This window comes from Rhodoluna sp., from assembly GCF_049276775.1.
Lineage (GTDB): Bacteria > Actinomycetota > Actinomycetes > Actinomycetales > Microbacteriaceae > Rhodoluna.
In genome coordinates, this window is the sequence record NZ_JBASXC010000001.1 from 1 (window position 1) to 22,803 (window position 22,803).

24 protein-coding genes and 2 riboswitches are annotated in these 22,803 nt (G+C 52.4%); of the genes, 6 read left to right on the plus strand and 18 right to left on the minus strand.

Translation table 11 applies throughout. The features are described from left to right. Positions 1 to 418: isocitrate/isopropylmalate family dehydrogenase (locus WAO31_RS00005; protein WP_509588771.1), on the plus strand; the 418-nt coding region annotated here is incomplete at its 5' end. Between the two features lie 56 nt (positions 419 to 474). Further along, positions 475 to 2,412, plus strand: a complete 1,938-nt coding sequence (locus WAO31_RS00010; protein ID WP_509588773.1) for a glycine-rich protein — start codon at positions 475 to 477, stop codon at positions 2,410 to 2,412. Here the strand turns inward: WAO31_RS00010 and purU are convergent. Both purU and WAO31_RS00020 read right to left on the minus strand, forming a co-directional pair. Beyond that, positions 2,405 to 3,265 (minus strand): formyltetrahydrofolate deformylase, encoded by an 861-nt coding sequence (gene purU, locus WAO31_RS00015; protein WP_509588775.1) that lies wholly within the window; start codon positions 3,263 to 3,265, stop codon positions 2,405 to 2,407. The genes WAO31_RS00010 and purU overlap by 8 nt on opposite strands. A 13-nt stretch (positions 3,266 to 3,278) precedes the next feature. Next, a complete protein-coding gene (locus WAO31_RS00020; RefSeq protein ID WP_509588777.1) occupies positions 3,279 to 3,404 on the minus strand; it encodes a hypothetical protein in 126 nt (41 codons plus the stop codon). 122 nt (positions 3,405 to 3,526) lie between these two features. Next, positions 3,527 to 3,608, plus strand: a riboswitch (ZMP/ZTP riboswitch). A 29-nt stretch (positions 3,609 to 3,637) separates the two neighbouring features. On the opposite strand from WAO31_RS00020, the gene glyA reads away from it, so the two are divergent. Both glyA and WAO31_RS00030 read left to right on the plus strand, forming a co-directional pair. Further along, a complete protein-coding gene (glyA, locus tag WAO31_RS00025; RefSeq protein WP_509588779.1) occupies positions 3,638 to 4,924 on the plus strand; it encodes a serine hydroxymethyltransferase in 1,287 nt (428 codons plus the stop codon). Between the two features lie 3 nt (positions 4,925 to 4,927). Next, positions 4,928 to 5,794 (plus strand): bifunctional methylenetetrahydrofolate dehydrogenase/methenyltetrahydrofolate cyclohydrolase, encoded by an 867-nt coding sequence (locus WAO31_RS00030; protein ID WP_509588781.1) that lies wholly within the window; start codon positions 4,928 to 4,930, stop codon positions 5,792 to 5,794. Here the strand turns inward: WAO31_RS00030 and WAO31_RS00035 are convergent. From WAO31_RS00035 to sdhC, 16 genes are all read right to left on the minus strand, one after another. Further along, on the minus strand, positions 5,791 to 6,624 hold the full coding sequence (locus WAO31_RS00035) for a tryptophan 2,3-dioxygenase (RefSeq protein ID WP_509588783.1): 834 nt from the start codon (positions 6,622 to 6,624) through the stop codon (positions 5,791 to 5,793). The two genes, WAO31_RS00030 and WAO31_RS00035, sit on opposite strands and share 4 nt — an antisense overlap. Then, the gene (locus WAO31_RS00040; protein WP_509588785.1) at positions 6,625 to 7,947 is read right to left on the minus strand and encodes a kynureninase; all 1,323 of its coding nucleotides are present in this window, start codon (positions 7,945 to 7,947) and stop codon (positions 6,625 to 6,627) included. A 37-nt stretch (positions 7,948 to 7,984) separates the two neighbouring features. Further along, positions 7,985 to 9,772 carry an ABC transporter ATP-binding protein gene (locus WAO31_RS00045; protein ID WP_509588787.1) on the minus strand — a complete coding sequence of 596 codons (1,788 nt, stop codon included), beginning with the start codon at positions 9,770 to 9,772 and terminating at the stop codon, positions 7,985 to 7,987. Further along, positions 9,769 to 10,635 (minus strand): hypothetical protein, encoded by an 867-nt coding sequence (locus WAO31_RS00050; RefSeq protein ID WP_509588789.1) that lies wholly within the window; start codon positions 10,633 to 10,635, stop codon positions 9,769 to 9,771. The genes WAO31_RS00045 and WAO31_RS00050 overlap by 4 nt, the downstream gene beginning before the upstream one ends. Positions 10,636 to 10,683: 48 nt before the next feature. Then, entirely contained in the window at positions 10,684 to 11,061 is a 378-nt protein-coding gene (locus tag WAO31_RS00055; protein WP_509588791.1) for a hypothetical protein, read from the minus strand. Positions 11,062 to 11,085: 24 nt separating this feature from the next. After that, positions 11,086 to 11,547 (minus strand): 6,7-dimethyl-8-ribityllumazine synthase, encoded by a 462-nt coding sequence (gene ribH / locus WAO31_RS00060; protein WP_509588793.1) that lies wholly within the window; start codon positions 11,545 to 11,547, stop codon positions 11,086 to 11,088. Continuing rightward, positions 11,537 to 12,781, minus strand: coding sequence for a GTP cyclohydrolase II (gene ribA / locus WAO31_RS00065; protein WP_509588795.1), 1,245 nt, complete (start codon positions 12,779 to 12,781; stop codon positions 11,537 to 11,539). The genes ribH and ribA overlap by 11 nt, the downstream gene beginning before the upstream one ends. Further along, complete coding sequence (locus WAO31_RS00070; protein WP_509588797.1) at positions 12,778 to 13,377, minus strand: riboflavin synthase; 600 nt, start codon at positions 13,375 to 13,377, stop codon at positions 12,778 to 12,780. Before WAO31_RS00070 ends, ribA begins: the two co-directional genes overlap by 4 nt. Then, a complete protein-coding gene (gene ribD / locus WAO31_RS00075; protein WP_509588799.1) occupies positions 13,377 to 14,408 on the minus strand; it encodes a bifunctional diaminohydroxyphosphoribosylaminopyrimidine deaminase/5-amino-6-(5-phosphoribosylamino)uracil reductase RibD in 1,032 nt (343 codons plus the stop codon). Before ribD ends, WAO31_RS00070 begins: the two co-directional genes overlap by 1 nt. A 103-nt stretch (positions 14,409 to 14,511) precedes the next feature. Beyond that, a riboswitch (FMN riboswitch) is annotated at positions 14,512 to 14,648 on the minus strand. A gap of 62 nt (positions 14,649 to 14,710) precedes the next feature. Further along, the gene (gene trpS, locus WAO31_RS00080) at positions 14,711 to 15,718 is read right to left on the minus strand and encodes a tryptophan--tRNA ligase (protein WP_509588801.1); all 1,008 of its coding nucleotides are present in this window, start codon (positions 15,716 to 15,718) and stop codon (positions 14,711 to 14,713) included. A 1-nt stretch (position 15,719) separates the two neighbouring features. Continuing rightward, a complete protein-coding gene (locus tag WAO31_RS00085; RefSeq protein WP_509588803.1) occupies positions 15,720 to 16,553 on the minus strand; it encodes an exodeoxyribonuclease III in 834 nt (277 codons plus the stop codon). Next, a complete protein-coding gene (locus WAO31_RS00090; RefSeq protein ID WP_509588805.1) occupies positions 16,553 to 16,978 on the minus strand; it encodes a Rieske (2Fe-2S) protein in 426 nt (141 codons plus the stop codon). The genes WAO31_RS00085 and WAO31_RS00090 overlap by 1 nt, the downstream gene beginning before the upstream one ends. Next, the gene (locus WAO31_RS00095) at positions 16,978 to 17,718 is read right to left on the minus strand and encodes a succinate dehydrogenase iron-sulfur subunit (RefSeq protein WP_509588807.1); all 741 of its coding nucleotides are present in this window, start codon (positions 17,716 to 17,718) and stop codon (positions 16,978 to 16,980) included. Before WAO31_RS00095 ends, WAO31_RS00090 begins: the two co-directional genes overlap by 1 nt. Continuing rightward, complete coding sequence (gene sdhA, locus WAO31_RS00100) at positions 17,718 to 19,505, minus strand: succinate dehydrogenase flavoprotein subunit (RefSeq protein WP_509588809.1); 1,788 nt, start codon at positions 19,503 to 19,505, stop codon at positions 17,718 to 17,720. Before sdhA ends, WAO31_RS00095 begins: the two co-directional genes overlap by 1 nt. Before the next feature lie 10 nt (positions 19,506 to 19,515). Continuing rightward, positions 19,516 to 19,962, minus strand: coding sequence for a succinate dehydrogenase hydrophobic membrane anchor subunit (locus tag WAO31_RS00105; RefSeq protein WP_509588811.1), 447 nt, complete (start codon positions 19,960 to 19,962; stop codon positions 19,516 to 19,518). Between the two features lie 12 nt (positions 19,963 to 19,974). Continuing rightward, complete coding sequence (gene sdhC, locus WAO31_RS00110) at positions 19,975 to 20,349, minus strand: succinate dehydrogenase, cytochrome b556 subunit (protein WP_509588813.1); 375 nt, start codon at positions 20,347 to 20,349, stop codon at positions 19,975 to 19,977. 104 nt (positions 20,350 to 20,453) lie between these two features. Here sdhC and WAO31_RS00115 point away from each other — a divergent pair, with 104 nt between their 5' ends. After that, positions 20,454 to 21,572 (plus strand): mannose-1-phosphate guanylyltransferase, encoded by a 1,119-nt coding sequence (locus WAO31_RS00115; RefSeq protein WP_509588815.1) that lies wholly within the window; start codon positions 20,454 to 20,456, stop codon positions 21,570 to 21,572. 142 nt (positions 21,573 to 21,714) lie between these two features. Further along, positions 21,715 to 22,788 carry a BMP family lipoprotein gene (locus WAO31_RS00120; protein ID WP_509588817.1) on the plus strand — a complete coding sequence of 358 codons (1,074 nt, stop codon included), beginning with the start codon at positions 21,715 to 21,717 and terminating at the stop codon, positions 22,786 to 22,788. Positions 22,789 to 22,803 lie beyond the last annotated feature (15 nt).

Here is a 22,803-nt window from a genome sequence, read left to right on the forward strand (position 1 = left end):
GGCCTGCAAGAACTACGACGGCGACGTTCAGTCAGACACCGTAGCTCAGGGCTTTGGCTCGCTGGGCCTTATGACCTCGGTGCTAACTACCCCGGATGGCAAAACTGCACTGGCGGAGGCAGCGCACGGAACGGTGACTCGTCACTACCGTGAGCACCAGGCCGGTAGGAAAACCTCAACCAACCCAATTGCTTCGATCTACGCCTGGACCCGCGCACTTATGCACCGCGCCAAGTTGGATGGAACACCTGAGGTTGCAAGCTTTGCCGAGACCCTGGAAGACGTTGTTATCAAGACCGTTGAGTCGGGCAAGATGACCAAGGATCTTTCTTCGCTCGTTGGCGGCGGACAGGCCTATCAAACAACCGAAGAGTTCATGGCGTCACTAGCAGAGAATTTAACAGCGCGCCTGAAGTAATTCACACTGTGTAAAACCCCTGACCGATAATCGGTCAGGGGTTTTACATTTGCGCCATGAATAAATGGTCCGCTAAAAATCGCCTTCCCCTAGTTTCAGTTCTAGCCCTATCCTTCGGGTTCCTTTCTCCCGTTGCGGCCTCGGCCAGCGTGGTCGAAAACTGCATGGGGGATGAGTGCGCGGTGACCTTTAGTTTTAGCGGTCAGATGGAGACATTCTTGCCTCCGCGAAACGCCAAGAACCTAACCTTTGAAGTCTCGGGTGCCCAGGGTGGAAAAAGTGGCGGTGGCGGAGGACAGGTCACCGGAACCCTAACGCAAATACCCGATGTGCTGTACGTCTTTGTTGGGGGAGCAGGAGGAAGTGGCGCCAGTGCGCCAGGTGGCTTCAACGGAGGAGGCACCGCAGGGTCGGGGTCCGACATGGAGGGATCCGGCGGAGGAGCATCGGATATCCGAACCGGGCTAGATCCTTCTTCCAGAATTGTGGTCGCTGGTGGTGGCGGTGCCAGAGGTGCGGGACTTGGTTCCGGTGGAGGTTCGGGAGGCGGCTTGGTGGCCCTAAACGGTCGAACCGCTCAGGGGTTCGGTGGTAGCGGTGGTTCTCAAGACTCGGGAGGCATCGGGGGTGCAGCCAATGGAAGCGGAAGCGCCGGACTCGATGGCAACCTCGGGGTTGGTGGAACCGGGGGTTCCAGCGAGCTTTATGGCGGAGGTGGTGGTGGCGGCGGCTACTTCGGGGGCGGCGGAGGAGGTTCAGACACCGACCCCTGCTGCACCGACGCCGGCGGCGGAGGTGGCGGATCTTCCTATACCGATCAAGCACTTATTTCAAATGTGGTTCACTCCCAGGGCATATGGCCAGGGTCCGGCCAGGTAATTCTCCGCTACCAGTTAGCTCCGATGGTCAGCTCAATCTCCTCGGTGGTATCTGGAAACCAGGTGAGCTTTCAAGTTGAGTTTGATAAAGCCGTGACCGGTTTCGACGAGTCGGATTTAGAAGTTGTTCACAGCGCCGGGACCTGCGGTGTCCTTACACTCTCAGGCGCCGAGGAAAGCCACCGGGTTCTTCTAACCGAATGCGCTGACGGTGAAGTTTCGATTGGGATAAAAGCTGATTCGGTTTCCAGTTCTGAGGTATCGGGCCCAATTGAGAAAATTAGTTCGGAGAAAGTTTTGATTGACACACTGGCGCCCTCGGCAACCTGGGGCGAGGTAAGTCTTGCTGGCGCAGCTCTGGAATTTACAGAAGAGATTTTTGGCTTTGAGCTGACAGACATTGAATTCAACGCGGATGGTCAAAGCTGCAGTCTCATAGGCCTTAGTCAGATCACCGCAACCGCATGGCAACTGACAACCGAAGGCTGCGAGCCAAGCAACTTCACTCTCAGCATCAAGGCACTTTCAGTTTCTGACGAAAGCGGTAACTCGGGGCCTTCTTCAATCCTTGCCACGAATTTTTTCGCCGCAATTCCAGAACCGCCAACGCCTGACCCAGCTGAACCAGAACCGGAGCCAGTTGATGAGCTGGTTTTGGAACCAGCCCCGACTGAACAACCGGGTGAACCGGCAGCAAACGAGCCCGAGCAAGAGGTATTTCAGGAGATCGCTCCGGCTCCAGCCCAAGAGGTGTTGAGAGAAGAGCCGGCCTCACCTTTCGGTGTAGTTGAGCAACCCGAGCCTTTAGTTGGCGAGCAGGTAGCGGTTAATTCCAATGAGCCTGCTGAGGCCAATCCGTCACAAGAGGCTAGCCCGCAGGGGGAGCCATCGGGGAACGGATTCGATGAAGAGCTCTTCGCCCCTGGTATTTTCACCAGCCCTCCGGCCAGTTCGCTCCCGCAGGCAGGTCAAACGGTGACTATTCCGGCGGCGAGCTTCCAGCCTGGGGACGGTTCGAACGGCCTAATCTTTGGGCTTTTGGCGATTGGTTTATTTGCCCTGGGGGCGGGGTTGGTTATTTCCAGGCGAGGAATCCCAGGAGTCTTATCTAGCTGAAGATAATAGTTCTGGCACCATCGAGAAGCACTCGGCGCTCCGCGAACCAACGGACCGCTTGGCTAAGCGTCTTGGACTCGACGTCTTGTCCGATAGCGAGCAGGTGATTTCTGGAATCGCCGTGTTCTACTCGAACAACATTTTGTTCGATGATTGGTCCCTCGTCTAGGTCGCTTGTCACAAAGTGAGCGGTGGCACCAATTAGTTTTACTCCACGAGTGTGTGCCTGGGCGTAGGGATCAGCTCCCTTAAATCCGGGAAGGAAGGAGTGGTGGATGTTGATGATCTTGCCGGCAAACTCTTCACAAAACTCCGGGCTAAGAATTTGCATGAACCTAGCCAAAACAATCAATTCGATCTGTTCGGATTGAATTAATTTTCTGAGCTCGTTTTCAAACTGTTCCTTGTCCGCAGCTGAATCAATCTTGTGAGATTCAAATCCGATTCCGTAGAAGGTTGCTAATTCGCCAAGTGAATCGTGATTGGCCATAACTCTTGGGACCAAAATAGGAAGTTGACCGGAGCGCTGTCTAAAGAGCAAATCATTGAGGCAGTGTGCAGCTTTTGAAGCCAAAACCAGTGTCTTCATCTTTCGACCGACCACATCTAGTTCCCACTCCATGCCAAACTCTCCTACCACTGGAGATATTTGTTTCTCTAGCTGCTCGCGGGAGGCGGGGGACTCAATCTGGAGCCTCATGAAAAAGCGGCCGGTGTCCTCCGAGGTGAACTGGTGGGACTCAGTGATGTTTCCCGATGCCTCGACAATTGCGCCCGAAATGGCGTGAACGATTCCCGGACGGTCTTTGCAAACGAGGGTCAGGACCCAGTGGGTCAGGTCAGTCTTAGACATAAGACTTCCTAGCTTATTCTGGGAAGGAGCGGTCTTTACGGTTCTGACGAGCGATGCTTATTGCTATCCACACAGCCACCAGGGTTCCAAGCGCAATCATGCCCGCCCCAATGAGCATCGCTACCGGTGTTTCAGCCATTTCGTAAATTAGGTCGTTTTCGGCAGGTTTCTGTCTTCTAAAATCATTTTAGCTTCTACTGGTATTTGCGATTACAGAATCCCCAACGTGTTGAAAGTCAGGGGTTTAGAGGGCTGATAGGCTCGAAATATCGCAACTGGCGCTACTAGATGGGATTCCATCGGGGAGCGAAGAGACACTTGGTCGTGCGCCTGGGCCATCCTCAAGTACTAGAGACCTTTAAGGAGCCCCGAATGTTAGAGACAAAACTTTCCTCCAGTTTTAACAAGCCCCTTAGCGAAACTGATCCTGAAATCGCCGCGGTTCTAGATCAGGAATTGAACCGTCAGCGTCACACTCTAGAAATGATTGCCTCGGAGAACTTTGTTTCTCGCGGAATTCTCGAAGCTCAGGGATCTGTCCTCACCAATAAGTACGCCGAAGGATATCCGGGCAAGCGATACTACGGTGGTTGCGAGACAGTTGACATTGCAGAGAACCTAGCTCGCGATCGTGCCAAGGAACTTTTTGGAGCGGAGCACGCCAACGTACAGCCGCATTCTGGTGCAACAGCAAACGCAGCTTTGATGATGGCGATTGCAAAACCCGGAGATCGAATACTTGGACTTGACCTAGCTCACGGTGGACACTTGACCCACGGAATGAGACTGAACTTCTCGGGACAGATGTATGACGCTCACGCTTACGAGCTACACCCCGACACAAACCTAATTGACATGGACATTGTTCGTTCTCGCGCAATCGAAACCAAGCCCGCTGTTCTAATCGCAGGTTGGTCTGCGTATTCCCGCCACTTAGATTTTGCAGCCTTCAGATCAATCGCTGATGAAGTTGGAGCAAAGCTATGGGTAGACATGGCTCACTTCTCCGGACTGGTTGCTGCCGGTGTTCACCCATCTCCTGTTCCATACGCAGACGTCGTTTCGACAACCGTTCACAAAACCTTGGGTGGGCCAAGATCAGGTTTGATTCTTTCCAAGGCCGAGCTTGCCAAGAAAGTTGACTCGGGCGTTTTCCCGGGTCAGCAGGGTGGACCACTCATGCACGTGATCGCGGCTAAGGCAGTGGCCTTCAAGGCTGCCATGAGCGAAGAGTTCAGAGAGCGTCAAGAGCGCACCATAGAGGGAGCCAGAATCATCGCAGAGCGCCTAGTTGCCCCGGATGTAAAGGCGAACGGGGTGTCTATTTTGACCGGAGGAACTGATGTTCACCTGGTTCTGGTTGACCTTCGAAACTCCCCAATTGATGGAATTACAACTGAGAACCTGCTTCACGAGGTTGGAATTACCGTAAACCGAAACTCAGTCCCTAACGACCCACGACCTCCTATGGTGACCTCCGGTGTTCGCATCGGTACGCCGGCACTGGCAACCCGGGGCTTTGGAGCAACCGAGTTCACCGAGGTCGCAGAAATCATTGCCCAGGTTCTAATGTCCAACCCGGATGTTCCTGCCCTACAGGCGAGAGTTCGAAAGCTAACCGACCAGTTCCCGCTTTACTCGGGTCTGGAGAACTGGTAGTTCTTGAACGCGATCATTCTTGATGGCCGTGCAACTGCTAAAGCCATCAAGTTAGAACTTTCCGAGCGCGTAGCCAAGCTAAAAAAATCAGGGATAACTCCCGGGCTTGGAACCTTACTCGTTGGCGATGACCCCGGCTCACACTCCTACGTTTCTGGTAAGCACCGCGACTGTGCCGAGGTTGGCGTAAGCTCCATTCGAATTGATTTGCCCGGCAGTGCATCAAAGGCCGACATATTTAGTGCAGTGCGTGAATTAAACGAGTCACCCGAGGTCACCGGATACATTGTCCAGCTCCCACTTCCACTGGGAGTCGACACTAACGAGCTCCTAGAAGCTATGGACCCAGACAAAGATGCCGATGGCCTGCACCCAATAAATCTTGGAAAACTTGTTTTGAATGTCTCGGGTGAGATGAACTCACCACTTCCCTGCACCCCATCGGGAATCATTGAATTACTTCGTCGCTACGACATCGAAATCGCAGGTAAAGAAGTTGCCGTGATCGGAAGAGGCATCACGGTTGGTCGACCACTGGGTTTGCTTCTAACCAGAAGAGGAATTGATGCCACGGCAACTTTGCTTCATTCGGGGAGTAAAGACATACCGGGGTCGGTTCGTCGAGCCGATATCGTGGTGGCGGCAGTTGGTGTCCCACACTTCGTGAAGACCGATTGGGTCAAGCCGGGGGCAGTAGTTCTAGATGTTGGAATAACGAGAATTGAATCAAGTGGCCAGGCTCAGCTGGTGGGAGATATTGACCCGGGAGTAGCAGCCGTTGCCGGCTATCTGTCCCCAAACCCCGGTGGGGTTGGGCCTATGACCCGCGCGATGCTGGTCAAAAACGTGGTTGATAGAGCCAGTTTTTAGAACCTCGAGCGTATAGCCCAAAGGTCAGCAAATATCGGCCTAAATAGGGTGCTTGAAAGATATCCCACCCCGGAGGAGCCGCCAGAACCAATCTTGGCTCCGATGGTTCGCTCGACCATCTTTACGTGCCGATAGCGCCACTCCTGCAGACCTTCGTCTAAATCAACCAGGGCCTCTCCGACCATGTTGGCCTCGGGATCATTGCGGTGCGCATCCAGCAGTGCATCTTGAACTTTTTCGTTTGGTTCATAACCGACCGTTACATCGCGTTCCAAAACTTCTTTCGGAATAGCGTGACCGCGATAGGAGAAATACTTCAGGGCAGAGTCATACAAACTGGCTCTTGCCATTGCGGCTTCAACTTTTTCCCTGGCGGAAGATCCCGGCACTAGGTGAGAAGCCATCGCCATTCCGGTTCCGGGCGTTGCGTCTGCTCCTGCCTGATCTCTTCTTCCAAGGACCGCTTCAAGCTGTCTGAATTGAGCCGATTGAAAACCGGATGCGGAGCTTAGCCTTCCGCGGAAGGAGTTGAACTGAAGCGGGGTCATGGTTTCTAGAATATCCAGTTGAGCAACGCAAGTTTTCATAATGGTTCTAATTCGGCCCAGCAGAGAAAGGGAACGGTGGCTGTTGCCATCCTCGAGAGCAACCTGCAGCGCTTCACACTCGTGAAGCATCTGCTTAAACCAAAGCTCATAGACCTGATGGATGGTTATAAACAAAAGCTCGTCGTGTTCGGGACCATCAGAAAGAGGCTCTTGGAGTTGAAGTAGCTCATCAACTTTTAGGTAGCTGGTGTAAGTGACTGCTTTGTCGTGCTCGTTGTTCATTTAGGTGACCCGGTTTCCGCTATCTTTGATTTTTTCATAATCCTTACGCTCGACTGAGTCTCTGATTCGAGTGAAGCCATCGAACACCTCGGTGTAGCTAGTAGGAAGCGGGGAGATAGCTAGGCGAATGGTGTTTGGCTTCCGGTAGTCAGGAATCACCTGGACAAACTCTCGCAAGGCCGCTGCAATTCTCTTAGCCTCAGGGTGACTTACAGTGATGTGACCTCCGCGTTGGCTCGGGTCTCTGGGGGTCAAAAGCTCGAAGCCAAGCGGGGCTAGCCACGCGTCAAATAGGGCAATCATCAACTCGGTGCCGATTGCAGCTTTCTTGGCAATCCTGGCAATTCCGGCTCGCTCAATCATTTCGTAGCTTGTTTGAACAGCTCGGATCCCCATGATTGAGGGGCTGGCTATCTGGAAGCCGCGTATCCCAAGGTTTCTCTCAAAGAATGGACCCATGGTGAACTGATCGTCCTGAGCAAACCACCCCTGAATCGGAACGTTTAGCCGGTCCTGAAACTCCTTTCGGACATAGAGCCAGGCGGGTGAACCGGGTCCCGAGTTGCCGTACTTATAGGTGCAGCCAACCGCTAGGTCAACACCGTTGGCGTCAAAATCAAGCTCTACTGAACCACCGGCGTGTGAGGCATCCCAAACCACCAAGCCTCCGAAAGAGCGAACCAAATCGGTTATGGCTTTTATGTTTTGCCTCGATCCAGATCTGTAGTTCACCACCTGAATAGTTACCAGGGCCACGTCTTGGCTTAGAAACGGCGCCAATAGTTCAGCGGTGACAAGTTCATTCTCCGTATTTACCTTCACAGACCCCGGACCGCCTGAGCCATCGGTGTCGAGAGTTATTAGGTTTAGCCCGAACTGTTCGGCGATACCCTGCAGGATAAACCTGTCGGTTGGGAAATTAGCCGAATCTATGATTATTGTGTTTCTACCCGGTCTTGCCTTGAGTGCTGCAACGCAGAGCTGGTAAAAGTTAACACTGGTGGTGTCACAAACTAAAACCTGACCGGCCGCTGCTCCGAGAGTTGCCCGGCCAAGTAAGTCTCCTGCCGGCTGAGCTTCGTCTATCCAGTGACTCCAACCATCAACTAGTTCTGTTCCCCACTCCTCGGTGAGAAAGTGATTCACCGACTCGATGGTTTTTTTAGGAAGCCGACCGAGGGAGTTTCCATCTAGGTAGCAGAGGTTTTCATCCTTGATGAAGAATTCCTGTCGGAATGACGCAAGCTCATCCGCTTCATCGAGTGCGAGAGCGGTTTCTCGCTCTAGTGGATTGCCGAGAACTTCAAGAAGTGGGTAGCTCATATCATTCAGCCTAGCCCGAAGATATGGGCCAAATTCTTTATACCAGCAGCTGGTGCTTGGCTAGTTGCTTATACAAAGGCGTAGATTTCACCAGCTGGCTGTGGGTGCCGGTACCAATTACCTGCCCGTGGTCCAAAACTATGATCTGATCGCTATCGACCACCGTGGATAGGCGGTGAGCAATCACGATCATGGTCCGACCTTGAGCCACGGCATCAATTGCCTCTCGCATGCGCTGTTCGTTTAGGCCATCCAGTGCCGAGGTCGATTCGTCCAGCAGCAGAATCGGGGGAGCCGCAAGAAGCGCTCTGGCTATAGCCAATCGCTGGCGCTCTCCTCCGGATAACATGATTCCCGCTTCGCCCACCTCAGCGTCAAGACCTCTTTTGTCGCGCTTTAGAACCTCAGTGAGGTTTACTTCACCCAGTACAGCTTTGAGCTGCGCGTCGGTGGCGTTGGGGGAGCCAATCAACAGATTGTCTCTGATGGAGCCCGCAAGTACCGGAGCATCTTGCTCTACGTAGCCAATTTGAGACCTGAGGGCGTCTCTAGAAAGCTCCCGAACCGGAACACCCTCGAGCAAAATTTCTCCAGAGTCTGGTTCGTAGAATCTTTCAATTAGTGACAAGATGGTGGACTTTCCTGCTCCAGATGGACCAACGAGTGCCACTCGGTCACCCTTTTTTATTTTGAAGCTGACCTGGCTAAGAACCGGTTTGCCATCGCGGTGATCTTCGGTTGATGGATAACCGAAGCTCACTTTCTTGAATTCGATTGAGTTTTGAGTTCTCTTCGGCTTGGCGGTCTGGGCTGACTCTTTGGCGGTTTCCTCAAGCGGCAACACAAGAATTTCTTCGATTCTCGCTAAAGCACCCAGGGCGCTCATCACCGAGCTATAAGCTCCGAATGCTTGACCCAGTGGCCTGATCATCAAAAACATCAGCAATATAAAAGTGACTAGGTCCGCTACCGAAGTTTCTCCAGCTGCGACTCTGAAACCACCAACGCCCAACACAACGATAAATGCCGAGTTGGAGGCGATGCCCGCAATCGGAGATATCAGGGCGTTGATCTTGGCAATCTTCACACCCTGAACGTAAGCCTCTTTGGCGTCGTGATTTATGCTCTCGGTCTCACGGGACTCCGCACGTGCCGCGCGAATTGTTCTTACCGCCGAAAGTGCCCTCTCAACAGAAGCTGCCATATCGCCAACTCTTTGCTGCGCCTTGGTGGTTGCGGAGCGAATCTGGCGTGCCGAGATGACGATTGAGATAACCGCAACTGAAATCATCGCCAGGGTCAAAAATAAAAGGAAAGGATCGATAAAGGCCATCGCGATGATTGCCCCGACAAAAATAAGGACGCCTCCGGCGGCATCAATTAGACCCTGGGTTAGAACAGCCCGCAACAAAGTGGTGTCTGAACCAACTCGGGAGACCAGATCACCAGTTCTTCTGAGGTCATATTCCAAAATTGGCAGCTTTAGCAGCCGAACAGCCAACTTATTTCTGGCTGATAGGACAACTCCCTCGCCGGCCTTGGCCAATACGTAGTACATAAATCCGCTGGCGACTCCGGCGGCAAAGATAATAACCACAAGGATTCCAGCCAGCTGACCGACGTCTTGGCCTTCTTGCACTGAGGTGATTATTTGACCGACAACCAGCGGTTGAGCAAGGCTCACCACCGCGCCAATCAAGGAGAGAAACACGGCAACTCCAAGTGCGCCCTTATGCTCAAGCAGATATGGAGTTAGCTGGCTGAATTTTGCCTTCGGACCGGTGTCCTTGGGCGCGAGGGTTCTTCCTCTGTGGGCCATGCTCATGAGCTGCTACTTTCCATCATCGGGTCGCCAAAGATTTCTTCATTTAGGAGGTAATTGATCTCCTGGAGAGAAAGAGCCTCGGTGTATGCGGTGTTCCTGTAAAACTTTGAGTAATCGACTTTCTTCAAGGCCGCCAAAGCTTCTGGATGAACCAGCTTTAGAAACATCTGGGTGGTGTTTGCAACCGGTCGAAATTCTGTCTTCAGTTTACCGCAGCCGTAGCCAAAGATTGTGAGCGATACATCAGCCTCAGCGGGGGATACTTTTTCAACTATCCCCATTTCCTTGATGCGAATCGGCCTTCTCGGGGTTTTGGTCCTTCTCCATATTTGAAAGCAGGTTGCCAGCCGATTCTTAGTGGAGATCAATTCTCCATCGGCATCGACGTAGTCGATGTCCAGGTTGATATCCAGCTCGAGTTCGAAGTTCATATCCAACCGGTTGGTCACCGACCACTTCCTCCAGGACCTTGGGACAATGAAACAAATTGCTTCACTGAAGCTTGCCGCGTGGTTAAAGAAAGGAACGCTGAGGGCGTTGTTTCGACCAAACGGCGGATTGGAAATCGTAACAACCGAATCGTCGTCAATTTCTTGTTCGAGAAAACTCCCCTTGGAAACCTCAGGGTGGAGCGGCTCAATGTCGAAACTCAATACCTTTGTGGCACCCGAATTTCTAACGGCCTCGATGAACGATCCGGTGCCGCCGGCCGGTTCCAAGATGGTTCGGCCCTTTAGTGGACCAAGGGTTTTTTCAACAGCTGCAACTAGTTCAATAGCTAGTTCTTGAGGCGTATAAAACTGCTCTTTTCCAGTGACCCGGGTGTTACCAAGCCTTGGCGAATCGAGGGTTTCAGACGGCATGAGTCAAGGCTAACAAGTGAACATCGGCCCCGCTCGGGAGATTGTTTCTTACCAGAAGACTGCAAGAACTACGTTCAAGAAGGTTAGGCCACCAATAGTTCCAAGCACTGACCCGGATACTGGCTTCTGCTTGCGCTTTAGCATCACGAGAATCACAACAATTAGAGCGATTACCGACTTGATGGCAATCTTGCTGTGATCTAGGTCGTTGCCGCCGCCCATCGCAAGTTCCCACTCCCGAACTCCAACCAGCAAGATTCCTGTCAGGAGAGCAGTCCAGGCTCCATGCACCATGGCCGGAAGAATCTCTGCGGTCTTTGCCTTTAGGGCTTTGATTTGAACCAGGAAGCCACCCAACAGGGCGGCCATTCCAACTAGGTGCAATACAACTAGGAAGCTTTTGATGATTCCGGCAAGTTCCAACATGGTATTTCTCCTTTTGTCTAACTACTAAAAGGATAACCGCTTCATCAATACCGCTGCCTCAACGGCCTCAGCGCCCTTATCTTCCTTAGATCCTTCAAGACCTGCGCGATCTAGACCCTGTTGTTCGTTTGAAACTGTGAGTAATCCAAAACCAATCGGAACCGAAGTATCCAGTTGTACCCTGGTAAGCCCTTCAGTTGCTGCTTCGCAGACGTAATCAAAGTGAGGTGTGTCTCCCTGAATTACAACCCCCAGAGCAATCACAACTTCGGCACCATTTTGGATTGCAAGTTGCGCGGCCAGCGGAAGTTCGAAAGCGCCCGGCACTCGCACCACTTTGTAGTCTGAGTTGCCAGCGGCTTTGAGTGCCCTCCCGGCACCGGCAAGTAAACCGTCGGTGATGACGGTGTGCCAACTTGCTGCGACGATGGTGATCTTTAGGCCGCTGGCGTCAATGGCTAGTTTCGGTGCCCCGCTAGTGCTCATTTTTTGCTGCCTCCGGCAAGATGTGCCCCATCTTGTCTCTCTTGGTTTCTAGGTAGCCGGCGTTCTCATCTTCTTGGCCGACGATAATCGGAACATACTCGGTGACCAAGATGCCGGCCATTTCAAGTGCGTCAATCTTGGCTGGGTTATTGCTCATAAGGCGAACCGTCTTGATTCCCAGATCCCTAAGGATTGATACAGCGGCTCCATACTCTCGAGCTTCGCTTGGAAGTCCGAGAGCTAAATTCGCCTCCACCGTATCCATACCGGTGTCCTGCAGTGCGTATGCCTTGAGCTTATTTAGTAGCCCAATTCCTCGGCCCTCTTGGCCGCGTAGGTAAATCACCACTCCGCCTTCGGGGTCGTTAGCGATTGCGTCAAGAGCGTAGTCCAGCTGTGGACCGCACTCACACTTTTTGGACCCAAAAGCCTCTCCGGTTATGCATTCGCTGTGCATCCGAACCAGAACGTTTTCTCCGGTTGGATTACCGGACATGATAGCCACGTGCTCAGCCGTGGTTCTGGTGTCGTAGTAGCCGCGAAGCTTGAAGGTTCCGTGGGTTGAGGGCATCATGGCCTCAGCTTCAAATCGAATACGCTCCACGCTGTCATCGCTTGGAATCGCTTCCGCAACCTCGCGGTAGTCAAAGATTTGCTCGATGCTAATCACCGGAAGATTTTCTCTCTGACCCACCTCTACTAGCTCAGGTAGTCGCATCATTTCGCCATTTCCAGAAACCATCTCGGCGATTACACCCACTGGAATAAGTCCTGCAAGCTTTAGTAAATCAACGGTGGCCTCGGTGTGGCCGGGTCTTCCAAAAACACCGTCGGGGTGAGCGCGGAGTGGAATAACGTGGCCCGGGCGAATAAGGTGGGCCGGGATTGAATCAGGATCCGCAAGAACTCTCAGGGTTGCAGCGCGGTCAGCCGCGCTGATTCCGGTTGTCACGCCGTGGGCGGCGTCAACCGACACCGTGTACTGGGTGCGGTATCGATCCTGGTTGTTGTTTGTCATCAGCGGAAGCTCGAGGCGGTTGGCTAAAGATTCGGCCATCGGAGCGCACAAGAAACCGGAGGTGTGCTTGACCATCCAGGCTATCCACTCGGGAGTAGCAAACTGCGCGGCCATTATGGCATCGCCCTCGTTCTCACGGTTTCTGCTGTCAACCACGAAAACTGGCTTTCCAGCCCTTAAAGCCTCCAGTGCCTCAACTACGGTTGCCAGCTTCATACCTGACTCCTTGCTTCGATTAGTTTTTCAATGTGTTTCGCCAGAATATCTGCCTCGACGTTGAGCTTGTCGCCAACTTTTTTACTTCCTAGGGTTGTAAGCCTCAGGGTTTCGGGGATCAAACTCAAAGAGATGGTGTCACCGGTGATGTCGTTTACGGTTAGTGAGACCCCATCAAAGGTGATTGATCCCTTGTGGACCACGTACTTTGATAAATTCGACGGAATCTTCACCTTAACAACTTCCCAATTTTCACTTGGCTCTCGGGAAATAATTTCAGCTACGCCGTCGACGTGCCCCTGAACCACGTGACCGCCGAATCTTCCGGTGCCACTCATTGCTCGTTCCAGGTTCACCCGGTCACCCTGCTCGATGCCGCTAAGGCTTGATCGGTTAAGCGTTTCGAGCATCACGTCGGCGATAAAGCCGTCCGACGTTAGCTCAGCTGCGGTTAGGCATACTCCGTTCACAGAAATTGACTCACCCTGGGATAGGTCAGAGGACACAAGGTCGCCCTTAATTTGTAGCCTGATGCTGTCGGGAAAGGTTTCAATTCCCGCAACAGTTCCAAGCTCTTCAATAATTCCGGTGAACATTATTTTCTCGCCTTCTGCCTTGCAACCAGAAGAAGGTCTTCTCCCAGTTGCTTGATTTCAAAAAACTCAAGCTGCTTCGCTTTGTCAATCGACGGAACATCGATTGAACCGATTGATAATTTCTCGCCACCCAATAGTTTGGGCGCTAGGTAAACCAAGAACTCATCCACCAGATCAAGCTGAACGAAGCGACTGGCTAGGGTCGGGCCGCCCTCAACCATCACGTGCTTGATACCTCTTTCAAAGAGCTCATCCATAGCACCGTGAATTGACTGGGTTCTTAAGGTAAGGGTCTCTGCATCCGAATTAAACACCCGGAGTGAAGAAGGTAGCTCTCGTTCTCCGAGCACAACACGGACCGGCTGATTATCATAGAGAGTTCCATCTGGTTTTCTGGCAGTGAGTTCTGGGTCATCAATCATTGCGGTTCCGGTTCCAACCAGAATTGCATCTACCTCTGATCTTCTTCTGTGGGCATCGGCTCGAGATTCTGAGCCGCTGATCCACTTGCTTGATCCATCCTCGGCCGCTGCGCGTCCGTCCAAACTGCTGGCCCACTTTAGTGTCACGAAGGGGCGCTTGGTTTTCGCAAAGGTTAGCCATACCCGAAGTTGGTGATTTGCCTGCTCTTCTAGAACACCGGGCTCAACTTCGACGCCTGCCTCAGACAAAGTTTGTGCTCCACCGCTTGAATCTTCTCCGGGGTCGGTGGATGCAAAGACAACTTTAGAAACACCCGCGTCGATCAAGGCCCTGGCGCAGGGACCGGTCTTTCCGGTGTGGTTGCAAGGCTCGAGGGTTACAACCGCCGTTGCACCCTTGTCGAGAATCTGCTTGCCAGCGAGTGCTTGTTCGAGAGCGATAACCTCCGCGTGAGCGGTACCCGACCCGTTGTGAAAACCTTCGCCAATTAGCTCGCCCTGGGCGTTCAAAATTACGGCACCTACTTGTGGGTTAATTCCCTGAGCGGGACCTAAAAGGGCAAGCTCAAGTGCGCGATTCATCGCGTCTTGAACTGTTAGTTGTCCCATGATGCCCTGGATCCTCGTCGTTGTTCGGTGGACGAACTTGCGGGGGGCGGGGAAGTCAAACTAGAGCTAATCCAGTTGGCAAAATATTGCCAAGGACTAGCCCTAAGTTCTTCTCCCATCCGGACTTTAACCGTCGGCTCTGGAATTTCACCAAATCAACCGAAAAAAGCATCTAGGACGCTTGAATCGGGTCGCGGGCTATACCGCCGGCTCAGATTTTCACTGACCCCGAAGAACGTTGTTTCTTTATCTATCTTTACAGATAACCAAGGTACGCGCTTTACTATTTCCTTGGCTCTCAGCTATTTACTAGGAATAAAGCCGATTTTCTCGTAAACATCTGCCAAAGTTTGCTCCGCCAGAGCACTCGCGCGGCTAGCCCCAAGTCCGAGTAATCGGTCCAGCTCGCTTTCGTCCGAGAGCAGCTGGCTAGCCCTTTCGCGAATTGGTTCAATGACTGACAAAACGGCTTCCGCGACAGCTGACTTTAGGTCCCCGTAGCCCTTCCCGGAATATTCGGAAACCAAAGCCTCAATGCTTGTCCCGGAAACCGCCGAGTAAATGCCGAGCAGGTTTGAAACTCCGGCCTTGTTTTCGGAATCGAAGCGAATCTCACCATCTGCATCGGTGACTGCCGACTTAATCTTTTTGGCTGTCACGGTTGACTCGTCCATGATGTTAATCGTGCCCTTTGGCTCATTTGATTTAGACATCTTGGCCGAAGGGTTTTGAAGGTCAAAAATCTTTGCGGTTTCTTTCAGGATGTGAGCTTCAGGGACGGTGAAGGTTTGACCGAAGCGGGTATTAAACCTCATTGCCAAATCACGAGTTAGCTCAAGGTGCTGCTTCTGATCCTCACCCACCGGAACCTTCTTGGCTTGGTACAAGAGAATGTCGGCTGCCTGCAGCACCGGGTAGGTAAATAATCCAACCGAGGCGGTGTCAGACCCTGCTTTTTGTGACTTGTCTTTGAACTGAGTCATGCGCGAGGCTTCGCCAAAACCGGTGATGCAATTCAGTACCCAAGCAAGTTGAGCGTGGGCCGGGGACTGCGACTGAATAAACAGAGCAGATTTTTCTGGGTCGATGCCGGCAGCCAGATACTGAGCTGCGGTTCTTCTGGTGTTGTCTCGAAGCACCTTTGGATCTTGGGGGACTGTTATGGCGTGCAGGTCGGCAATCATGTAATAGGCGTTGAACTCTTCTTGCATCTTGACCCAGTTGGTTAAGGCTCCAAGATAGTTTCCCAAGTGAAGCGAATCAGCCGAAGGCTGCATACCGCTTAGGAGATTTGGTTTTTGCTCGCTCACACTAGATAGCGTAAACCACAGTCACCGGAGAATGGTCGCTCCAGCGCGAGTCATAGCTTTTTGCCTTGTGTACTTTGTACTTAGAGGCCGTCTTTGCAAGTGCTGGAGTTGCCAAGTGGTAGTCGATTCGCCATCCAGCATCGGTATCGAAGGCCTTACCTCTGAAGGAATACCAGGTGTATGGACCTGCAACATTGGGGTGCGAGGTGCGACCTACGTCGACCCAACCCTGTTTATTCATGAAGGTGTCGAAGTACGCCCGCTCCTCTGGCAAAAACCCTGCGTTCTTAAGATTGCCTTTCCAGTTTTTAATATCCAGCTCCGTGTGACCGACGTTTAGGTCTCCCACCACCAGCGCAAGCTCCTGGGTCCTTTGAAGCTTGGCCATCCGGGACTGCATCGCTCCCAAAAATTTGTACTTCTCTATTTGTTTTGGAGTATTAACTTCTCCGGAGTGCACGTAGCAACTAACGACGGTGATTTCTTTCTTACCTATCCGGTAGACACCCTCTAACCACCTACCCGCTGAATCAAAATCACTCGCACCCAGTTTGGTATTTGAGGAAACCGAAGGGATAAGGCTCACCAGCGCAACGCCGGCTCGACCCTTGGCCGATGCCTCGTCGTGAAGAATGTGCCACTTACCTCCGGTCTCGGCAAGACCACCGTGAGCCTCGAAAAGATCAGCTAAATCTTGGTAGCTTGCTCTAACTTCCTGAAGGGCAAGAATATTTGAAGTGGATTTTTTGAGCCAGTCGCCCATGCCGTTTCGAAAAGCGGCTCTTATGCCGTTTACGTTTATTGAAGCAATCTCGATGCCAGAGTTATCCGGCACTAAAAGCTCACCAAGATATCGTCGCCGTCAACTGTGACCTCTACTTTGCCTAGTGCTCTTGGAGCGGGGCCCGAAAGAACCGAACCATCGTCAGCACTATAAACAGCCCCGTGGTTGTCACACTTTATCTCTGAGTTAGCCATGTTGTTCATAACGAAACCGGCGTGGGTGCAGATTGCACTAAAGCCCCTAAACTCTCCAACGCGAGGCTGGGTTATCAAAATAGGAGTTCCCTCAACGTCATATTTCTTACCTGAGCCAATTGGAATATCTGTGATCTTGGCTACGGCAACTGGAGCGGAAGTCGTTGGGGCCGAAGGTTCTGGCGTCGTCCCTAAGTTTGTGACCTCAGGTGTGCAAGCGGCTAGGGCTGCAACTGCCGAAACACCAACTGCCGAGGCGATTACTCCGCGGCGGCTAATCATTAGGCCCGACCTTTTAGAATCGCCTGCTTAACTTCAGCAATTGCCTTGGTGACTTGGATACCGCGAGGGCAGGCCTCAGTGCAGTTGAAGGTGGTGCGGCAACGCCACACGCCTTCTTTATCGTTCAAGATATCAAGTCTCACTTCGGCACCTTCGTCGCGTGAGTCAAAGATGAAGCGGTGGGCGTTCACAATTGCAGCGGGACCGAAGTACTGTCCGTCGGTCCAGAACACCGGGCAGCTGGTGGTGCAAGCTGCACACAAGATGCACTTGGTAGTGTCGTCAAAGCGTGCGCGATCTTCAGGGGACTGCAGGCGCTCTTTTTCCGGCTTGTCGCTTGCAATCAAGAACGGGTTGATGTCGCGGTAGGCCTTGTAGAAAGGCTCCATGTCTACTACCAAGTCCTTCTCAACGGCAAGACCCTTGATTGGCTCAACGTAGATCGGCTGGGTGATGTCTAGATCCTTGATCAGGGTCTTGCAGGCAAGACGGTTTCTTCCGTTGATGCGCATGGCGTCAGAACCACAAACACCGTGAGCGCAGGACCTGCGGAAGGTAAGGGAACCATCGATTTCCCACTTGATCTTGTGAAGGGCATCAAGCACACGGTCGGTTCCATAAACCGTAACCTCGTAGTCAACCCACTTCACTTCTTCGCTAATCTCTGGGTCGTAGCGACGAACCATCAGGGTCACGGTAAAGCTGGGAACTTCGGCAATTACCTTTACGTCATCAACCATTAGTACTTACGCTCCATCGCTGGGTAGTTGGTCACGGTGACTGGCTTCCAGTCAACACGAATGTCTTCTCCGGGCTTTTCCGGGGTCTTGTCTAGCTTGTAGGCCATGGAGTGAACCATGAAGTCTTCGTCGTTTCTTGTCTCGTAGTCCTCACGGAAGTGTCCACCACGTGATTCTCTTCTCTCACGCGCGGTCATTACCAAAACCTCAGATAGGTCAAACAAGAAACCAAGTTCGATTGCCTCTAGGAGATCGGTGTTGAATCTCTTGCCGCGGTCCTGCACCTGAATGTTCTGGTAGCGAACCCGAAGTTCGGCGATCTTGTCCAGGGCCTCGTTCAAAGACTCCTCGGTGCGGTACACCTGAGCGTTTTTGTCCATGGTGTCCTGAAGTTCTTTACGCAAAACAGCAACCTTTTCGGTTCCCGTTGCGTTTCTTGCAATCGCGAGTAGCTTCTCAACTTCACTGATGGCGTCTTCTGGAACCGGAACGAAGTCCGCTTCTCTTGCGTAGTCAACCGCGTACTTGCCAGCTCTTTTACCAAAGACGTTTATGTCCAGTAGTGAGTTGGTTCCCAAGCGGTTAGCTCCGTGAACTGAAACACAGGCGCACTCGCCAGCAGCAAACAAGCCGCGAACCACGGTGTCGTTGTCGGAGAGAACTTCGGTCTTGATGTTGGTTGGAATTCCACCCATCGCGTAATGAGCAGTTGGGAAAACTGGAACCGGTTCGGTGTAAGGCTCAACACCAAGGTAGGTTCTTGCAAACTCAGTAATGTCTGGAAGCTTTGCGTCGATTACCTCAGGAGGTAAGTGAGTTAGGTCAAGAAGTACGTAGTCCTTGTTTGGTCCCGCACCTCTTCCCTCGCGAACCTCATTCGCCATCGCGCGAGCAACCATGTCACGAGGAGCCAAGTCCTTAATGGTTGGCGCATAGCGCTCCATGAATCTTTCACCCGATGCGTTTCGAAGGATTCCTCCCTCTCCTCGGGCAGCTTCTGAAAGCAAGATGCCGAGACCGGCAAGACCGGTTGGGTGGAACTGGTAAAACTCCATGTCCTCAAGAGGAAGACCCTTGCGCCAGATGATGCCGACGCCGTCTCCGGTTAGGGTGTGTGCATTTGAGGTGGTCTTGTAAATCTTTCCAAAGCCGCCCGTTGCAAAAACAATCGACTTGCCCTGGAATACGTGGATGTCACCGGTGGCTAGCTCGAAGGCAACAACCGCCGAGGGGCGCTTTTCACCGTTGTAGTCGGCCATCACAAGGTCGAGAACGTAGAACTCGTTGAAGAACTCGATGCCCAGCTTTACGCAGGTTTGATAGAGGGTCTGCAAAATCATGTGACCGGTGCGGTCGGCTGCGTAGCAGGAGCGTCTAACCGGAGCCTTACCGTGATCTCTGGTGTGACCTCCGAAACGACGCTGGTCAATCTTGCCATCCGGGGTTCTGTTGAACGGAAGTCCCATATTCTCTAGGTCGATAACGGCCTGAACTGATTCCTTCGCAAGAATTTCGGCTGCGTCCTGATCTACCAGGTAGTCGCCGCCCTTGACGGTGTCGAAGGTGTGCCATTCCCAGCTGTCTTCTTCAACGTTTGCAAGAGCTGCTGCCATTCCTCCCTGTGCTGCACCGGTGTGTGAGCGGGTTGGGAACAACTTGGAGATAACCGCTGTCTTTAGGTGAGGCCCAGCTTCGATGGCGGCGCGCATACCGGCGCCACCGGCGCCAACAATCACTACATCGTGCTGGTGGTGGTGAGTTTTAGTTCCGTGTTCGTTCAAAGACAATTACTGTTCCTTACTGAACTGCTGGACAAAATGATGGAAGAAGCTCTGCGGCGGCGCCGGCTGGGCATGGGTCAAAGGTGAAGATCACGAGAGTACCCAAAATAATTAGCGCTGTGCAAACAGCCCATAAAGAAGTAACCAGTGTTTGACGCACCTTTACATTTTCGGTGTAGTCATTCACAACTGTTCTCATACCGTTGGTGCCGTGGATCAGAGCAAGCCAAAGCATGGCAAGGTCCCACCACTGCCAGAACGGAGCAGCCCATTTACCCGCAACGAATGCGAAATCGATGGCCTTAATTCCGCCGTCTGGAACAACGAGGTTTGAGATCAAGTGGACAAAAATCAGAACCACGAGAAGTGGTCCCGAGATGCGCATAAAGACCCAGCCATACTTTTCCAAGTTGGCCTGTTTCTTAGTCCTCGGAGAGTTAGGAACTTCAATAACTACTGACATCTTCTTCCTCTCCTAACTAAACACGTTGATTAGGTGGCGGGGGGTGAAAGCAACTAAAAGTACAACCGTGACGGCCATAACAACCCAGAACATTTGGTTCTGATATTTCGCACCTTTGCTCCAGAAATCGATCAGTGTAATTCGCAGTCCGTTTAGGCCGTGATAAACCACTGCCGCTACCAGCCCAAGCTCGGCAAGTCCGATAATCGGGGTCTTATAGGCTGCAATAACCACGTTGTAGGCTGCCGGGCTGACCCTAACCAGAGCCGTGTCGAGCACGTGCACGAGCAGGAAAAAGAACATGGCAACACCAGTAATACGGTGCAAAACCCAGGACCACATACCGACTTTTCCGCGGTATAGAGTCCCTGCTGAAAGAAGTGTCACGTAGCCCCTCCTAGGGATTGAAATGGCTGTAATAAAAGTCTAACCCCGAAACTATCCAGCTTTCCGCCAAGCCACCAAGGCGGTGGGCTAGTGTTTTTACTACTATGGCCAATCCAAGAAAACCACTAGACCGCTTCCACGCGGTCATTCCCGCCGGCGGAATCGGAAGCCGACTTTGGCCACTCTCCAGAGCCTCTGCCCCGAAGTTCTTGCACGACTTAACCGGCTCCGGCCAAACCCTCCTTCAAGACACCTGGGATCGAGTCACCCCGCTGGCTAAAGCAGACCGAACCATGATCGTCACTGGATCAGCCCACGAGGAAGCGGTTTTGGCCCAGCTTCCGAAGCTTTTGCGCAATAACCTCGTTATTGAAGCAAGCCCCAAGGATTCAACGGTGGCAATCGCGCTCGCCGCAGCCATCTTGGCAAGGCGCGAGCCCGATGTGATTATTGGCTCTTTTGCGGCTGATCACGTGATTCAGGACAACAAGGCCTTTCAAAAGGCGGTGGCCGAGGCAGTTGAACTGGCAGCCACTGATCGGATCGTAGTAATAGGTATTACACCAACTGAACCCTCGGTGGGCTTTGGCTACATCAAATCTGGCGAGCCAGCAGAAGTCCCGGGAGCTCCTTCTGCCCTCAAGGCTGACAAGTTTGTTGAAAAACCTAAGCTTGATCGGGCAAAAAAATACGTAGAGTCGGGAAAGTATCTGTGGAACGCAGGAATGTTTATCGCTCCCGCCGCACTTTTACTCCGTCAGCTGGCCAAATCAGAGCCGGAACTTCACGCCGGAATTTTGGAGCTGGCCGCAGCTTGGGATACCGATAAAAAAGACCAGGTAATAAAGAAGGTATGGCCAACACTCAAAAAGGTAGCGATCGATTACTCAATCGCTGAGCCAGCTGCCGAGGCGGGGCTGGTTTGCGTGGTGCCCGGTAAATTCAGCTGGCATGACGTCGGAGATTTTGCGGCGATTGCAGAATTGCAGTCCCAGGGAAGAAAAAACAACCTCGCGGTTTTGGGATCTGCAAGGGTGCTCTCCGATTCAGCGAGCGGCATTTTGGTGAGCGATACCAAGAGGATGATTGCGGTCATCGGTCTTGAGGACGTAATCATCGTTGACACCCCAGATGCTTTGCTGGTCACAAACAAAGAAAATGCCCAAAAGGTTAAAGCTTTGGTTGACTCTTTAAAGGCAACCGGACACGACGAAATTTTGTAACCTTCGGGGGATTTGTATCGTTTATGTCTCGAATTGGTAAACGAGCCGGCGTCGCATCTGTTTTGACCCCTCTTGTTAGGTAACCTTGTCCTTGCAAGCCAACAGTGATGGACACGGTTGGTATTTAATAGGAGGAACCTAAGTGAAGCTATTTTCACGTTCAAGTGCTGCAAAGGCACTTTCACTAGCCGCTGTTTCAGCGCTAGTACTTTCCGGTTGTGCTGCTGCACCGGAAGAAGCACCAGTAGCGGAAGCAGAATCAGTTGATTTTCTAGCTTGTGCAGTATCTGACGAAGGAAACTGGAACGACAAGTCCTTTAACGAAGCTGTGTACACAGGTTTGACCCAGGCTGAATCAGAGCTTGGAATTTCAATTAGCGCTCTAGAGTCTGCAACTCCAGAAGACTTCGAGCCAAACCTACAGGCAAGCGTTGACGCGGGCTGTGACCTAATCATCGGAGTTGGCTTCGCACTTGGAGACGCAATCACAAAGATTTCTGCAGCTAACCCTGCTTTGAACTTTGCTCTTGTTGACTCAACTTCAGAAAGCACAAACGTAAAGCCGTTGCTATTCGAAACTGCTGAGGCGGCTTTCCTAGCTGGATACGCAGCAGCTGACCTTTCAACCACCAAGACAATTGGTACCTACGGAGGACTTCCTTTCCCATCCGTGACTGACTTCATGACCGGTTACTACTACGGTGCAATGCAGTGGGGCGAAGACAACGGCCAAGAGGTAACAGTTCTTGGTTGGGACCCAATGGATCCAGACACCGGTAGCTTCATGGGTGGATTCGCACCTAACAGCCCTGAGTCACTTGCAATTGCAAAGACTCAGATCACCGGCGGTGCTGACGTAGTTCTTCCTGTTGGAGGAAACCAGTTCACAGCCGTTCAGTCTGCAATTGACGAACTAAACCCAGACGCAGCAATGCTTGGTGTTGACGTTGACATCGCAGCTCAGAACCCAGATCTAGCGAAGTACATTCTTACCTCAATCGAGAAGAGAATGGCCATCGCGACATTTGATGTAATCAAGTCACTGGTTGATGGCGGTGCGTTCAACGCAACTCCATACATCGGAACCTTGGCAAACAAGGGTGTTGCAATCTCACCGTTCACCGACTTCTCTTCGAAGGTAAGCTCTGGTCTAGCCGCCAAGCTTGCTGAGCTAGAGGCCGGAATCATTGACGGCAGCATCAAGCCCAAGGGCTAACAGCTAATAACAGTA